This is a genomic window from Paenibacillus phytohabitans (assembly GCF_013141775.1).
GTDB lineage: Bacteria > Bacillota > Bacilli > Paenibacillales > Paenibacillaceae > Paenibacillus_AQ > Paenibacillus_AQ phytohabitans.
Genome location: NZ_WHOB01000094.1, coordinates 75,434 through 90,388, shown reverse-complemented (window position 1 = coordinate 90,388; position 14,955 = coordinate 75,434). Strand labels below are relative to the sequence as shown.

The following is a 14,955-nucleotide window of genomic DNA, read 5'->3' as shown; positions in this document are numbered from 1 at the left end:
GGGAGAGAGGGTAGTGGGTAATACAGAAGAACCGGTCATTTCAATTGAAGGACTATGGATGAATTACAGTGACAGAATGGTGCTGCGGGGAATTGACCTGGAGGTATACCGGGGACAGATTATCGGATACATCGGACCCAATGGCGCCGGCAAAAGTACCACGGTCAAAATCATGCTGGGGCTCGTGGAGGGCTATAGCGGGTCGGTGCGTATTTTTGGCAGAGATATCTCAGACGGGGACACGGCCTACAAAAGAAGAATCGGCTATGTGCCGGAGGTGGCAGAGCTGTATGACAGCCTGTCAGCCCGGGAATATCTTACGTTTATCGGAGAGCTGTATGGCATGAAGAAGGCGGATGCTGAGCTCAAGGCGGAGAAGCTGATGGGACTGCTGAACCTGAATAAGGCCTACGATATGCGGATTGCCTCCTACTCCAAAGGGATGAAGCAGAAGGTGCTGCTGATTGCCAGCATGCTGCATGACCCGGATATTCTGTTTCTGGACGAGCCGCTCAGCGGTCTGGATGCCAACAGTGTAATGGTGGTGAAGGAGATTTTTGCAACACTTGCGGCCAGGGGCAAAACAATCTTTTATTCCTCGCATATTATGGACGTGGTGGAGAAGATCAGCAGCCGGATTATTCTGCTGGACGGGGGCGATATCGTTGCGGACGGAACCTTCGCACAGCTGCGGGAGCAGAGCCGGGAGGGCTCGCTTGAGGAGATTTTCAATCAGCTGACCGGATTTGACAAGTACAGGGATATCGCCAGTGAGTTCGTTGCTGTGATTGGAGAGGGTGCGCCGCATGCGTGATTTCTTTGTATTGAAGCTGCTGGACCGGATGCAATGGATATTTAAGGCGCTCGGAGCCGATTATGCCGTACTGCGCCGCATTCTTCAGGTTAAGCTCACGATGGACGGCCGGCGGACACCAACGATATTCTCGGGAACGCAGGAACCCAAGCTGAATATGGAAGGCTCTCCGTTCCGGGTACAGTGGCTGTATCTGCTGCTCGGGCTGATGCTGATCGCGCTGGTTGCACCTGCAGACAATTATATTCTGACCATGAGCCTGATGTTCAGCATAGTGATGTTCATGATCACAACGACGCTGATATCGGATTTCTCGACAGTCATGCTGGATTTGCGGGACAAAAACATTCTCTTCTCCAAGCCGGTGGACCGCCGGACGCTAAACATGGCCAAAAGCATACATATTCTGATCTATCTGCTCACGTTAACACTGACATTCACCGGTCCTTCCCTCCTATTCTCACTGTTCCGGCATGGAGCCTTATTCTTCTTTCTGTATGCTGCGGAGATCATCCTGATGGACGGCTTCATTCTGGTGTTTACTGCGCTGGTCTATCTGCTGATTTTAAGGTTTTTTGACGGTGAAAAGCTTAAGGACATCATCAATTATGTGCAGATTATTCTGTCCGTTGGCGTAACTGTCGGTGCTCAGCTCGTATCGCGCCTGTTTAATATCACAGAGTTCGGCCTGAATTTCACTCCTGCCTGGTGGCATTTCGCGCTGCCTCCCGTCTGGTTCGGGGCTCCGTTTGAGCTGCTGGTTGGGGGAGCGGAAGGCAGGCATCTAACTATCCTGGCCGTACTCGCTCTCGCAGCTCCAGTCGTGTTGTTTGCAGCTTATATCCGGCTGATGCCGCTGTTTGAACGCAGTCTCCAGAAGCTGGCTGAACAAGGCGCTTCAGGGCAGGGCACCGGGCGGATAGCCCGCAGGCTGTCAGAGATAACATGCCGCAACAAGGTAGAGGCGATGTTCTTCCGTTTCACCTGGTCGATGATGAAGCACGAGCGCGAATTCAAGCTTAGGGTATATCCAACTGTAGGCTTGTCCCTCGTGCTGCCCTTTATCTTTATCTTCAATCAGGTGTGGAGCGGGGATATGGCAGCCATCAGAGGCTCCAGATCGTTTCTGTTTATCTATTACAGTGCCCTCCTGATGATGACGGCGGTGCAAATGCTCCGCTACTCCACCAGCTACAAAGGCGCATGGATCTATAAAGTAATCCCCTTGCCGGGAACGGCTATGGTATACCGCGGGATGCTGAAGGCAGTGGTGCTTAAGCTGCTTGTGCCTTTGTTTACTCTGGAGGCAGCCGTGTTCCTCGGCTTGTTCGGGTCCAGGATTATTGCTGATATGGCCGCCGTACTGCTTGCGTTGCTGCTGTATTCGGTGCTTTGCTTTCTTCTGTTCCCCAGGGCGCTGCCGTTCTCGGAGAAGTATGAAGCAGCGCGGCGGAAGGAATTCACCGGCAGTGCTTTTGTGCAGCTGTTTGTTCTGGCGGGACTGGCCGGGATACATTATGTGTTCACCTTAATTCCCGCGGGAATATACATCTATCTGGTAATTCTGGCAGCTGCAAATACCTGGATATGGCACCGGGCCTTCCTGCCGGAGGATTCAGGCAGCAGCCGGCTTCCAACCCTCCGCGCGGGGGGCTGACGCCAAATATGGACATTTTTTGCCGACATTAAAAAAAGGGTCTAAGTTCCAGTATTTACTTAGACAGTCTGCCAAATACAAGGTAAAATACAGCTAAAGTTATATTTCAGGGATCGCCTATAATCTCTATGCACTCTTCCATTTATCTACTATTCGTATATTGATTTTTAACTTGAGATTAACACTGCAAATGACGATGATAATAAAACCGGTGAAGAGGTCAACTATGGATCAAATGGGAATCCACTATAATATTTGGATTGTTTTACTATCTTTTGCGCTTGCTGCAACTGCGGCATACTCTGCGCTTAATCTGATTTCGCAGGTTTCCCATTCCACTGGCCGGGTCAGGCGTCTTTGGCTGCTCTCTGGTGCCTGCGTGCTGGGAAGCGGAATCTGGGCCATGCATTTTGTAGGCATTATGGCCAGCCATCTCCCCTTCAAGGTCAGCTACCATCCGGGTACAGCCGTTCTGTCCCTGCTCGTCAGTATGTTGTCCTGTTATGCGGCACTCCAGATAGCGACGGCTTCCCGCCAGAGAATGTGGCGGTTTCTTATTGGGGGTGTAATACTGGGCGGCGGCATCTCAATCATGCATTATATCGGAATGTCCTCCATGGAGATGGAGGCAAAGGTTCATTACGAAATTAAGGACCAGGCCTTGTCCGTTCTGATTGCTCTGCTGGCCTCCTACATCGGAGTATTTATGTTTCGCAAATTCAAGGATTATAGAGGCTTTAGCCGCTGGAAGCTGTATTCAGCGCTGTTCATTGCCCTTGCGGTTACCGGAATGCATTATACCAGTCTGACAACAAGCCATCTGCAGTATGACAACTGGCTGGGCACGAAACCTGTACTCATGGAGGCAGATGTTATTCTGCTGACAGGCATTTCGCTGGTTACCCTGTTTATGCTGGCACTCTCCGGCGGAGCTGTTTTTCTGGACAGGCATGTGCTGGAGCGTATGGCGTACCATGATCCGCTTACTGAACTGCCGAACCGGCATGGACTGGAGCGTTATTTCAAGGATGATTTCTTCGGAGGGATCTCGGGAGCCGTGTTCTTCGTCGACCTGGACCGCTTCAAATCCATTAATGATACGCTCGGACATGATATCGGCGACCTGCTGCTGCGGGAAGTATCCGAACGGCTGACCCGTTGTGTAGGCGGGAAGGGCAAGGTCTTCCGGCTGGGCGGCGATGAATTCCTGATTGCCCTGCCTGATTGTACGATTGGAGCAGCGGAGGAAGAAGCGCAGCATATTCTGCAGGAGCTTAAGAAGTCTTATAGCATTGAAGGCAATGAACTGTATGTAACGGCCAGCGTAGGGATCAGCATGACTCCCGCCCATGGAACGGACCGTTCGGCGCTAATGAAGGCTGCAGATACAGCGCTGTATACCTCCAAGGACTCGGGCAAGAACAAGTTCAGTGTGTTCGATCTGGAAATGAACCGTCATCAGGTACGGCGGATGTCGCTGGAGAAGGATCTGCGCAAGGCGCTGGCCCGCTCGGAGTTCATGGTTGTCTACCAGCCCAAGTGGGATTCATTCATGAATGTTACCGTAGGTCTTGAAGCGCTGCTGCGCTGGAGACATCCGGAGCACGGAATTATCTCTCCGGCTGAATTCATTCCGATTGCCGAGGAGACAGGTCTGATTGTGCCGATTACCTACTGGATGCTGCATGATGTATGCGGACAGAACATGCTCTGGCATAAGGCGAAGGTGGCGAATGTAGCGGTTTCGATCAACATGTCGGCCCGGATGTTTGAGAACGGCAGTCTGTACGATGTGGTGGAAGAAGCGCTGTCGCGTGCTGGCCTGGAGCCGCATTTCCTTGAGCTTGAGATTACAGAGTCCATTGCGATGAACAACATGGAAGAAACGGTTGCCCAGCTCTCCAAGCTGCGGAATCTCGGAGTAAGAGTCTCGCTGGATGATTTCGGGACAGGCTTCTCTTCGCTGGGGAATCTGGATGAGATCCCGGTCAATACACTGAAGATTGATCAGGTATTCATCCGTAAGAGCAAGATGCACTCCAAGAAAGCTATTATCAGTAATATCATTGCCATAGCCAGCAATCTCAATATGGAGGTTGTTGCCGAAGGCGTGGAGACTACAGAGCAGATTGAACTGCTGCAATCCCTGGGCTGCAGAGTGATGCAGGGCTTCTACTACGGCCGGCCGATGCCGGTCAATGAACTGGGCCAATGGTTCATAGAGAATACGGCATAATGCATGCAGATTCATTCGAAATAAAAGGCTGTCCCGGCCGTGGATCATTCCACGTTCGGGACAGCCTTTTTTTTGAAAGAGGAGAATTTATATGCCGTGGGTCACCGGATAGTACCTGCGTAATTCGCGAAGCCAGGCCCCGCTTTATGAGGCTATTTTAAAGTTCTCGACCAATACCTGCAGCTTCTCGGCGAGGGAGGAGAGGAATGCTGCGGAAGATTCTACTTCCTCCATGGCGGCAAGCTGTTCCTGCGAAGAGGCCGATAAGGTCTCTGCACCTTCAGCTGTCTGATTAGAGACGGCTACAATCTTCTGAATTGCAGTTACAAGTCCATCGGAGATCAGCGCCAGCTCACGGACGGTTGCCGAGATCTGCTGGCTCTGCGAAGACATATCGGAGACGGAGGTCTCGATCTCTGAGAAGGAATGTCCGGCAGCGATGATCATCTCTTTGCCTTGATGCATCTCTTCCGTGGAACGTTTCATGGTATCTCCGGCTTTGTCCATCTGATTCACAATCAGACTGACCAGTTCACCGATCTGGCCGGCAGACCTCGCCGAACGTTCAGCAAGCTTGCGGACTGAGCCTGCCACAACTGCGAATCCCCGGCCCTCTTCCCCGGCACGCGCCGCTTCAATGGCTGCATTCAGGGATAACAGATTCGTTTCTTCGGCAATACTGGCAATCGTACCGACAATATTCTCGATCTCCTTGGAATGGCTGCCAAGCGTTTGAATAATGCCGGAAAGATCGGAGATGCTTCCGCTCACAATCCCCATCTGGGAAGTGGTCAAATCCATAGACTCCCGGCCTGTCCGGGCTTTTTGGGCGTTAACGGCGGCATTGTTCATTGCGCTATCCGCATTGTCGGCAATTTCGGTAATGAAATGCGACATTTCCTGTACGGCTTTGTAGCTGCCTTCGAGATTCTGCAATTGCGTATGTGCACCGTCTGCCAATTCGAGGGTAACATTGACGCTGTGTTCCCCGGCGCGGTTGGTCTCCTGTGCGCTGGCGGAGAGCTCCTGGGAGGAGGAGGCGACCAGCATCGAGGTATCATTAACCTGTGTAATCAGATTGCGCAGATTCAGGGTCATGTCATTGAAATCGCTCGACAGCTTCCCGATCTCATCTCTGCTCTTGAAGAGTAGAGGTTCCCGGCTAAGATCACCTTTGGCTACGGTGTTTACGGAAGCGGACAGTTTGGTGAGCGGGTTCACCATGCGGCGAATCATCAGATATGCGGCAATTATGGCCACAATCAGAATCGAGCTCCCGATAATGAAGGGCTGAGTAATAATTTCCATTGTCCGTGTCTGAATCAGCGGGCCGTCAAAGTTAATAGCCATCAAAGCAATGATTGGTTTGGTAGGGTCATGGTCCTGATAAATGGGGCCGTAGCCGGTTTTAAGCGAGGTTCCTTGATATGTATATACTTTGGAGTATGCGGAATGCTTCATGGTGGTAATCATTTCTTTATCTTCATCGGAGAAATAGAAGGGGTCTCCTGCTTTATAACCTCGTTCTTTGAACCGGGCGTCAGCGGCTAGCACTTTGCCGTCGAGCGAGAGGATGAACGCTTCTTTAAAAATAGGTTTATGTTCATTAATCCAGCCTATGCGGTCTTCAATGGCGCTTAACTTGCTCGTATCGCCTGCAGCCAGAGCAGCTATATCGGCGGGATCAATAAGGCCGGTAGTTATATTGGCACAGCCTACCAGTTCAATTCCTGCGGCTTCATCGATTTGCTTGTAAGCAGCATTATAACCGAAGAAGCCAATGGATGATCCGACCAGAAGCAGTACAATCAGCATCATCCAAGTTAATTTTGTTGCCAATTTCATAAAAATGATCACCAGCCCTGACTCTAAGTATATTAAGTGAGTTCTTATCACTGCTACGATTATAGCGCATCGCTGCTGCCAAGGCATTAGCCAGAATAAAGTATTTTTGTGTCGGAGAATGATGATTTATGTAAACGAAAAACATTGAATCTATAGCCAAGATAATGGTACGCTTGGAATAAGACAGACGGACTGGGAGCTGAAGGGATGACGCAAGATATCAATCCGTTAATCGAACGTGTGGGCATATCCATGTGGAAGGTGCAGCGCAAAATTATGTCGCAGATGTCTCTGCATAAGGAAATAGGGTTAACGGTTCCGCAATTCGGACTGTTGCATATGATCGCTCAGGAGAAACAGGCACGGGTTATTCATCTGGCCGATAAAATGGAGGTGAAATCCAGTGCGGTCACGGTAATGCTGGACCGTCTGGAGCTGCTGGAGCTGATTGCGCGCGTTCCCGATGAGAACGACCGCCGGGCGGTAATCGTGACGATTACGGCTAAGGGACAAGGGGTTCTGGAAGAAGCGCAGCGCCGTTCAATGCTGCTGCTGGAGGAGCATTTATCCATACTTGAGCCAGAAGAGCTGGAGAATTTCGCACACTATTATTTGCTGCTTGAGAAGCAGGAACGATAATCCTTGAACAGTGATAGCAGCCATGAAGTATATAAAATAAGCCAGCCCCCAAAGTTTCGGGAGGCTGGCTTATTTCTGTATGTTCTACGATAGGCTCAGAACTATTCTTTATCCGGTTCTTTGTCCGGCAGCTGTGTAACATAGCTGTCCGACAACTGGCGCAGCCGCAAGGCACGGGTATATTCATCCTCGGTGCCGGCCGGAGCATGACCGCCGTTTGCAAGCAGATATTGTGTATTATCCTCAAAGCTGTTGCCGGGAATCAGCAGGCCGGAGCTGGCGATAAACGAGCCGGTAGGCAGGTAATACCGCTGAGGCAGCAGATTGTAAGACTGGCTGAGCAAATCCTGGCCGAAATGAATATTGTTATCCATCGATACGCCCAGCAGGCTGGCAGCAGTAGGCATAATATCCACTTCTCCGCCCACCTGCTCAAGTGTCTGCGGCGCCAATCCCTCGCCGTGCACGAGCAGCGGAATATTCAGCATATTTGCATAGGCGTAATCATAACCGTAGATTTCCTTCATCAATTCCTTGTCGTCATGATCAAGCGAGTAGATGGGCAGTCCCATGTGGTCTCCGTAGACCATAATCAGGCTGTTATCCCATATTCCGTCCGCCTTCAGCTCATCGACGAATTGTCCGAAGGCATAGTCGGCATAATTCTGCGACCGGATATAATCTCCGACGAAAGTACCTTCATAACGTTCAGGCAGCTTCATTTTATACTTTTCTGCAGGGATGGTGAACGGATGGTGGGCAGACATTGAAATTACCTGTGCGTAGAACGGCTGTCCTTCATCGCTCATTTCTTTCAGCTTCTCTGAAGTTTTGCGGTAGAGCACTTCATCGGAAGCGCCGAAGAAGAAGGTATCTTCGTCCCCGAAGAATTTGTGATCGTAATAATGGTCCCAGCCCAGTGAGCTGTACAGCTCGCCGCGGTTCCAGAATTCCACATCATTGGTATGGAAAGTGGCTGACTGGTACCCGCTGGCCTGCAGCAGACGCGGCAGACTTGGCATTTCCTTATCCACATAAGACATTGTAGCTGCGCCTTGCGGTGGAATGTAGAAGGACGAATTGACTACGAATTCTGCGTCTGAAGTGTTGCCCTGGCCGACCATCTGATAGAAGTTGTTGAAATACAGGCTGTCCTCCATCAGGCGGTTCAGGTTAGGTGTGATTTCCTGGCCGTCCACCTTCAGACCGAGCAGGAAGTTCTGGAAGGATTCCAGCTGAATAACAATCAGATTCTTGCCCTTGGCAGCCCCGGCATAAGGGGATACCGCAGAAGGATCGATGCCTTTGAGCTGATTAATGGTATCCTGTGTAATCTCGCTGGCATTCACAAGCTCTGGTTTATCTTGAGCAAAGATAGTATATGCTTCATAATTAAGGATACCCATTTCCTGGGCCTTCTTAATTTCATTCATGCTTGCTTTGTTGGGAAGAATATTGAACAGGCAGAGTCCGAGTGAAACTGCGAACAGGACGACATGCAGCATTCTTCCGTTGTGGCGGTTAATTTTATCCTTCTTGTAGTTGCGTCCGTTCTTGTTAATGAAGAAGTAGAAGCCAAGGACGATAATGTCGGTGAAGATCAGCAGATAATAAGGGTCCATGAGTGAGAATACGCTGTTGCGCACCGCAGTGACCTGGTTCACCTGCTCTGCCGCATGGTAAGTGACAATAACCCCGTAATATTTGAAGTACATAATAGCGGCAAAAAAGATGGCGGTAACCAGAAGATTAACCGTCATGTAATATCCGAGTTTCCGTTTGGAGGCAAAACGCTCAATCAGGAAGAAAAGTGCCCAGACAAAGGGGATCTCCGTCAGTACCGATTTCCAGAACTGCAGGTCTTCAAAAATGACACCCCAGGCTAAAAGGCTTTTAAGGACGAAAATAATCGAGAAGAACACAAATGGCTTGAGCAACCATCGTTTGATCGTTACGGATGACACAGCTTCGCCTTCTTTCTTAAGAATAAACATGTTTCCCGGCTGGGAGGAAACAGCAGCATGAGGACAAAAGAATTCCATTATCAATAAAGCCTATTATGCAGCGCCAGGCAAGGAATGTCAAAAATCAGAAACCGCCGTATACCCTTTGGGGAAAGCGTAAAATCAATCCTGAATGAATCCAAGGGCCGGTAACGCCCTCAGGCAGGTTTATATCCGTGATAAAGGACGAAAATGACGTCTGAGCCAAAAGAACAAACCGGGAATTAATGGAGGTGATGCATGATGAGCTATGCAGAAATCGCTTTATCCGTGAGGGCACTGGTCGAGTATGCCTTCAGCAGCGGCAGTCTGGAGCCGGGATTCCGCAGCGGTGCGGCTATGGTGGAGGGTACGCGCAGCCATCAGCTGATTCAGAAGCAATATAAGGAAGCGGACCGCAAAGAGGTGTATTTAAAAACGGAGATTCCGCATGGGGATCTGCTGTTCATCATCGACGGGCGCTGCGACGGCCTGCTTACAGCCGGGGACGGCAGCCTGACTGTGGAGGAGATCAAATCCATTGCCGGAACGCCGGATTCTGCTTTGGAAGGGCGTGAGGTACACTGGGCGCAGGCTTTCATGTATGCCTATATCCTTACGCAGGATCTGGATCTTCCGGCGATACAGGTTAAGTTAACCTATGTGCAGCGGGGAAGTGAGGAGCAGTACAGCCTATACCGGGAAATGACCCGCGAAGAGCTGACAGCCTTTGCTGAAGAGACGGTAGCCAAGTATGCGCCGTATGCTGAAATGATGGTCCGCTACCAGGCGAAGAGGGGCGAGAGCATCCATAGCTTGTCGTTTCCTTTCTCGGGTTACCGGCCCGGCCAGCGTCATTTCGCTGCTGCAGTCTACACTTCGATTGCAGAGGGGGCCAAGCTCTTCGCGCAGGCACCCACAGGCATCGGCAAAACGATGTCTACCCTGTTCCCGGCAATCAAAGCCCTAGGAGAGGGCAAGGTGTCCGGCATCTTCTATCTGACCGCCAAGACGGTTACACGGATTGCGGCACAGGAGGCGGTGATGATGCTGAACAGCCGGGGGCTGCATCTGCATGTGATTACGCTTACGGCCAAGGAGAAGGCGTGTTTCCGTGAGGATGGAAGCTGCGGCGCGGATTCCTGCCCCTTTGCCGAAGGATACTATGACCGGATCAATGCCGCCATGCTCGATATGCTGGAGCACGAAACGCTGATGACGCGCGAGACGATTGCCGCTTATGCCCGGAAGCATGAGGTCTGCCCGTTCGAATTCTCCCTGGATGCCGCCTACGCCAGCGACATTGTCATCTGCGATTATAATTATATCTATGACCCCCGGATCAGCCTGAAGCGGATGTCCGAGGAGCGGAAGAAAAAAACGGTGCTGCTCGTGGATGAAGCACATAATCTGGTGGACCGGGGGCGGGAGATGTACTCCGCCTCGCTTACCAAGGCGCCGTTCCTGGCACTTCAGCGGCAATACAAAACGGTGAATCCGCGGCTAAGCAGTGCCGCGAAGGCCGTAAATGCCTTCTTCATTGCGCTGCGGAAGAGCTGCGGGGACAAGGGGGCGGGAGAATGGACGGAGTATCCCGGGGAGCTGCCGGAGCTGCTTGAGCTGTTCGCTTCCGAAGCCGAGCTGGAGCTGCTGCATTCTTCCTCGCTGATTACTCCGGCGGAGGAGGGGGAAGCCGGCAGCCTGCTGGATACGTTCTATGCGGTGCAGGGAATGCTGCGTACGTTCAAGACCTATGATGAGCGCTACATTACCTACGCGGAAGTGCGCAGCGGTGATGTGTACCTGAAGCTGTTCAATCTCGATCCGTCGCATTTGCTGCAGCAGATGGCCAAGAGCTTCCGCAGCCAGATCCTGTTCTCGGCGACACTCTCGCCGCTCTCCTACTACAGGGATATGATCGGCGCAGATGAGGAGGACTACAGCCTGAGCCTGTCCTCGCCTTTTCATAAAGAGCAGTGGCAGGTATCTGTGCTTCCGGTATCCACCCGCTACCATGACCGGGACGCCTCCTTACAGCCGCTTAGCGATGCACTGAAAGGGATGGTCTCAAGGAAAGGCAATTACCTGGTCTTCTTCCCCTCTTATCTCTATTTGAAGAATGTATATGAAGTGTTCACTGAGAAATACCCGGAAGTCGCTACCCTGCTGCAGGGCAGCGGGATGAGCGAGACGGAGCGGGAGAACTTCCTCGCGGCGTTCCGCCCGGACAATCCGGATACCCTGCTCGGCTTTGCCTTGCTGGGCGGCATTTTCTCCGAAGGGGTGGATTTGCCGGGCGACCGGCTGAATGGTGTAATGGTGGTTGGGGTCGGCCTGCCGCAGGTGGGGCTGGAGCGCAATCTGCTGCGGAGCTACTTTCAGGCACAGGGGAAGAACGGGTTCGATTACGCCTATGTCTACCCTGGCATGTGCAAGGTGCAGCAGGCAGGGGGCCGGTTGATCCGCAGCGAGAACGACAGCGGCATTATTGTGCTGGCGGATGACCGTTTTCTCCAGAATTCTTACCGGCAGCTGCTCCCCGAGGAGTGGCGGGACTACTTTGTCATGGCATAAGCGGGTATAATCGAATGAAAAGGCATTCATCAGACAACAGGAGGTAAGGACATGACGCTAAATATCGGAATAGTCGGAACAGGGTGGTTCTCCAAGGTGCATGCGGATTTGCTGGCAGGGATGGAGGATGTATCACTGAAGGCAGTCTGCGGCAGCAGCAAGCCAAAGGGTGAGGAAATGGCCCGTCCTTACGGAGCCGAGGGCTATGGGGATATTATCGAGATGCTGGATGCCCACAAGCTGGATGCCGTCTACATCTGTGTACCTCCACAGTCCCACGGGGCGATTGAACGGGCGCTGATCCGAAGAGATATCCCCTTCTTTGTCGAGAAGCCGCTGGGCTCAAGCACGGCCATTCCGGCCAGCCTGCTGCAGGATATTAAGGAGCATCAGCTGCTGACCTCCGTCGGCTATCATTTCCGGTATCAGGAGAACATCCAGCGGCTGAAGCAATCGCTAAGTTCGGACAAGGTAGGGATGATCGTCGGAGAATGGATGGGCGGGATGCCGGGCGTGGCCTGGTGGCGCAACCAGGAGCAGTCCGGCGGACAATTCACGGAGCAGACTACGCATATCGTTGACCTGCTGCGTTATCTGGCCGGTGAGGTAACCGAAGTCTATGGGATGTTCGGCAACCGGATTATGCACGAGAAGCATGAAGGGGTGACTGTGTCTGATGTGGGTACAGTGTCCCTGAAGCTGGAGAGCGGCATCATTGCCAGCATCTCCAACACCTGCGTGCTGCCTGGAGAAGTGGGTAAAGCGGGTATCAGCTTCTATAATGATAACGGAATGCTCGACTGGAACCCGGAACGTCTGCTGGAAGTCCGCAGCGGGGACAGCAAGGAATTCAAGAATACAGGTAATCCTTACGCGGTGGAGAGCGAAGCGTTCCTGCATGCTGTGCGGACCGGAGACCGTTCCCGTATTCTCAGCGATTATGAGGACGGATATAAGACCTTGAAGGTGACCTGCGCAGCTTATGACTCCGCACAGAGCGGAGTGCCGGTGAAGCTGTAGGCTTGTACGGTTACTATGTAGAAAAAAGACCGGCAGCATGGCTTTCGCCGTTTGCTGCCGGTCTATGGCCCAAGCCGGGACGGCCTAGTGGAGGAAAACCGCGATTAGTGCCGGCGCAAGCCCGATAGAGAACAGCGCCGTCAGAATCATCGCGATACTGGAGATGGTGCCGGTCAGCGAACTCAGCTCAAAGGCTTTGGACGTGCCTGTACCATGCGCTGCGGTTCCCAGCGATACCCCGCGCGCAATTTCATTGTCAATGCGGAAAAGGCGGAGCACGGACGGTCCCATCATCGTTCCCAGTACACCGGTCAGAATGACGAAGACCGCTGTAATGCTGGGAACGCCGCCGATGCTTTGCGAGATGCTCATGGCGATCGGTGTGGTCACCGAGCGAGGCACCAGACTGGTTGCCAGATCACCGCTAAGATGCAGCCATTTGGCCAGCAGCATGGATGAGATCACGGCAATAACCGTTCCTGACAGCACGCCTGCCGCAATTTCGGCGGCGTGCTTTTTGAGTACCTTGAAGTTTTTATGGAGTGGGATCGCAAAGGCGATAGTCGCCGGCTGAAGCAGGTCCGATAGCCATTTGCCTCCCGCATTGTAAGATTCATAGGAGCTGCCCGTCATCAGCAGGAAGGCGATGATCAGCAGCGGTGTAATGATCAGCGGTGAAGTGTACATTTTGCCGCTGGAGGCATAGATGCGTTTGGCCAGAAGGTAGACAGCGATGGTGAGTCCAAGAAATAATAATCCGGTTATCATGAGCTTCTACGCTCCTTTATTCTATAAATAGCACCCGTGAGTACCCCGGAGCCGGCCATTACAGCAAACGTACCCACGAGCACAACCGCCAGCACCTGCAGACCGTCTGCCTCGAGCAGCTTCGAGTATTTCATAACACCTATAGCGGAAGGGATGAAGAACAGCAGCAGCTCGGCAAGCAGCCACGAGGCGCCAACCTCTACCCAGTTCAGCCGGATCACACCGGACTCCAGCAGCAGAAATAAGAGAATCATCCCGATAATGCTTCCGGGAAGCGGAATATGCAGTAGTGAGGTTAATGTATTCACCAGCAGGGAGAAGACGGTAAGTCCGGCTACCTGCAGTAAGCCTAAGGCGATCTTTTTCATAGCGATTACTTCCTTTCGTCTTACTGAAAGTTTACATCCTTTTCTTTCATAGGTACAATGAATAGATTGAATATCTCACATTCCTTTTATCTATACATGGAGGTTACCGGTATGGACATCAGACAGCTGGAGTATTTCGTGCAGGCGGCCAGGCTGAACAGCTTCTCCAGAGCGGCGGAATCGCTGTATATTACCCAGCCCACAATCAGCAAGATGATCCGCAATCTGGAGATTGAACTGGGGGCGGATCTATTTTACCGGGAGGGCAAAAGCATCCGTCTGACCGATGCCGGCGAGCTTCTGCTGGTTAAGGCGCAGAATATTGTAGAGTCCTTCACGAGCCTCTCCTCGGAGCTGGACAGTCTGCGCAATCTGAAGCAGGGGCATATCCGCATTGGGCTGCCTCCTATGGTAGGAGCCAGTTTCTTCCCTGCTGTCATCGGGGAATTTCACCGCCGTTACCCGGAGGTGACGATAAGGCTGCATGAAGACGGCGCCAAAAAGGTAGAGGATGATGTGGAGTCCGGCCTGCTTGATATCGGGGCGATTGTCCTGCCTGTCAACAGAGCCAAGTTTCACTGCTTCACCTTTGTGGAGGAGAAGCTGCAATTGCTGGTTCCCGCAGGACACCGTCTGGACGGGGCGCAGAATGTGCCGCTGAAAGAGCTGGCAGAAGAGGAATTCGTGCTGTTCCGGGAGGACTTCGCCCTGCATGACCGGATTATTTCGGAATGTGTCAAAGCAGGCTTCCAGCCTAAGGTGGTCTATGAGAGCTCGCAGTGGGATCTGATCAGCCGGATGGTAGCTGCCGGAATGGGTATTGCGCTGCTGCCGGAGACCATATGCCGGGATATGGACCGTTCACGGATCGCTGTCATCCCCCTGACCGAGCCTGTGATACCCTGGCAGCTGGGGATGATCTGGCGCCGAGACCGTTATCTGTCCTTCGCAGCGCGGGAGTGGATTGCCTTTGCGATGAAAGTGCTCGGGGAGCTGTAAACGACATTTTTTTCTTTTTTTTCAAAATATGTTTTTTGGCATCATGAATTATG

General features: G+C 52.2%; 11 protein-coding genes. 7 read left to right on the top strand and 4 right to left on the bottom strand.

Features of this window, described 5'->3' with window-relative positions; translation table 11 throughout:
* Nucleotides 1-58 precede the first annotated feature (58 nt).
* The 3 genes from GC101_RS32860 (at nt 59) to GC101_RS32850 (ending at nt 4,707) form a co-directional block, all read left to right on the top strand.
* Entirely contained in the window at nt 59-814 is a 756-nt protein-coding gene (locus GC101_RS32860) for an ABC transporter ATP-binding protein (RefSeq protein WP_231575454.1), read from the top strand.
* Entirely contained in the window at nt 807-2,471 is a 1,665-nt protein-coding gene (locus tag GC101_RS32855) for a hypothetical protein (protein WP_171720730.1), read from the top strand. Before GC101_RS32860 ends, GC101_RS32855 begins: the two co-directional genes overlap by 8 nt.
* Before the next feature lie 226 nt (nt 2,472-2,697).
* On the top strand, nt 2,698-4,707 hold the full coding sequence (locus GC101_RS32850; RefSeq protein ID WP_171720729.1) for a bifunctional diguanylate cyclase/phosphodiesterase: 2,010 nt from the start codon (nt 2,698-2,700) through the stop codon (nt 4,705-4,707).
* 144 nt (nt 4,708-4,851) lie between these two features.
* Here GC101_RS32850 and GC101_RS32845 read toward each other — a convergent pair whose 3' ends face one another.
* Nucleotides 4,852-6,552 (bottom strand): methyl-accepting chemotaxis protein, encoded by a 1,701-nt coding sequence (locus GC101_RS32845; RefSeq protein ID WP_171720728.1) that lies wholly within the window; start codon nt 6,550-6,552, stop codon nt 4,852-4,854.
* Nucleotides 6,553-6,759: 207 nt separating this feature from the next.
* Here GC101_RS32845 and GC101_RS32840 point away from each other — a divergent pair, with 207 nt between their 5' ends.
* On the top strand, nt 6,760-7,191 hold the full coding sequence (locus GC101_RS32840; RefSeq protein WP_171720727.1) for a MarR family winged helix-turn-helix transcriptional regulator: 432 nt from the start codon (nt 6,760-6,762) through the stop codon (nt 7,189-7,191).
* Nucleotides 7,192-7,292: 101 nt separating this feature from the next.
* On the opposite strand, the gene GC101_RS32835 is transcribed toward GC101_RS32840, so the two are convergent.
* Nucleotides 7,293-9,185: an LTA synthase family protein gene (locus tag GC101_RS32835; protein ID WP_171720726.1), complete on the bottom strand. Its 1,893-nt coding sequence runs from the start codon at nt 9,183-9,185 to the stop codon at nt 7,293-7,295.
* Nucleotides 9,186-9,437: 252 nt separating this feature from the next.
* Between GC101_RS32835 and GC101_RS32830 the strand changes: the two genes are divergently transcribed.
* Together GC101_RS32830 and GC101_RS32825 are read left to right on the top strand one after the other, a co-directional pair.
* Nucleotides 9,438-11,747, top strand: coding sequence for an ATP-dependent DNA helicase (locus GC101_RS32830; protein WP_171720801.1), 2,310 nt, complete (start codon nt 9,438-9,440; stop codon nt 11,745-11,747).
* Between the two features lie 51 nt (nt 11,748-11,798).
* Nucleotides 11,799-12,767, top strand: a complete 969-nt coding sequence (locus GC101_RS32825) for a Gfo/Idh/MocA family protein (RefSeq protein WP_171720725.1) — start codon at nt 11,799-11,801, stop codon at nt 12,765-12,767.
* A gap of 84 nt (nt 12,768-12,851) precedes the next feature.
* Here GC101_RS32825 and GC101_RS32820 read toward each other — a convergent pair whose 3' ends face one another.
* Together GC101_RS32820 and GC101_RS32815 are read right to left on the bottom strand one after the other, a co-directional pair.
* Nucleotides 12,852-13,535 carry a CidB/LrgB family autolysis modulator gene (locus GC101_RS32820; RefSeq protein WP_171720724.1) on the bottom strand — a complete coding sequence of 228 codons (684 nt, stop codon included), beginning with the start codon at nt 13,533-13,535 and terminating at the stop codon, nt 12,852-12,854.
* Nucleotides 13,532-13,903, bottom strand: a complete 372-nt coding sequence (locus GC101_RS32815; protein ID WP_171720723.1) for a CidA/LrgA family protein — start codon at nt 13,901-13,903, stop codon at nt 13,532-13,534. Before GC101_RS32815 ends, GC101_RS32820 begins: the two co-directional genes overlap by 4 nt.
* A gap of 111 nt (nt 13,904-14,014) precedes the next feature.
* On the opposite strand from GC101_RS32815, the gene cidR reads away from it, so the two are divergent.
* On the top strand, nt 14,015-14,902 hold the full coding sequence (gene cidR / locus GC101_RS32810) for a cidABC operon transcriptional activator CidR (RefSeq protein WP_039305541.1): 888 nt from the start codon (nt 14,015-14,017) through the stop codon (nt 14,900-14,902).
* Nucleotides 14,903-14,955 lie beyond the last annotated feature (53 nt).

Excerpts from the sequence above, each read along its gene's own strand:
- GC101_RS32860 (WP_231575454.1), top strand. The coding sequence starts at position 59 with ATGAATTACAGTGACAGAATGGTGCTGCGGGGAATTGACCTGGAGGTA.
- GC101_RS32855 (WP_171720730.1), top strand. The coding sequence starts at position 807 with ATGCGTGATTTCTTTGTATTGAAGCTGCTGGACCGGATGCAATGGATA.
- GC101_RS32850 (WP_171720729.1), top strand. The coding sequence starts at position 2,698 with ATGGATCAAATGGGAATCCACTATAATATTTGGATTGTTTTACTATCT.
- GC101_RS32845 (WP_171720728.1), bottom strand. The coding sequence starts at position 6,552 with ATGAAATTGGCAACAAAATTAACTTGGATGATGCTGATTGTACTGCTT.
- GC101_RS32840 (WP_171720727.1), top strand. The coding sequence starts at position 6,760 with ATGACGCAAGATATCAATCCGTTAATCGAACGTGTGGGCATATCCATG.
- GC101_RS32835 (WP_171720726.1), bottom strand. The coding sequence starts at position 9,185 with ATGTTTATTCTTAAGAAAGAAGGCGAAGCTGTGTCATCCGTAACGATC.
- GC101_RS32830 (WP_171720801.1), top strand. The coding sequence starts at position 9,438 with ATGAGCTATGCAGAAATCGCTTTATCCGTGAGGGCACTGGTCGAGTAT.
- GC101_RS32825 (WP_171720725.1), top strand. The coding sequence starts at position 11,799 with ATGACGCTAAATATCGGAATAGTCGGAACAGGGTGGTTCTCCAAGGTG.
- GC101_RS32820 (WP_171720724.1), bottom strand. The coding sequence starts at position 13,535 with ATGATAACCGGATTATTATTTCTTGGACTCACCATCGCTGTCTACCTT.
- GC101_RS32815 (WP_171720723.1), bottom strand. The coding sequence starts at position 13,903 with ATGAAAAAGATCGCCTTAGGCTTACTGCAGGTAGCCGGACTTACCGTC.
- cidR (WP_039305541.1), top strand. The coding sequence starts at position 14,015 with ATGGACATCAGACAGCTGGAGTATTTCGTGCAGGCGGCCAGGCTGAAC.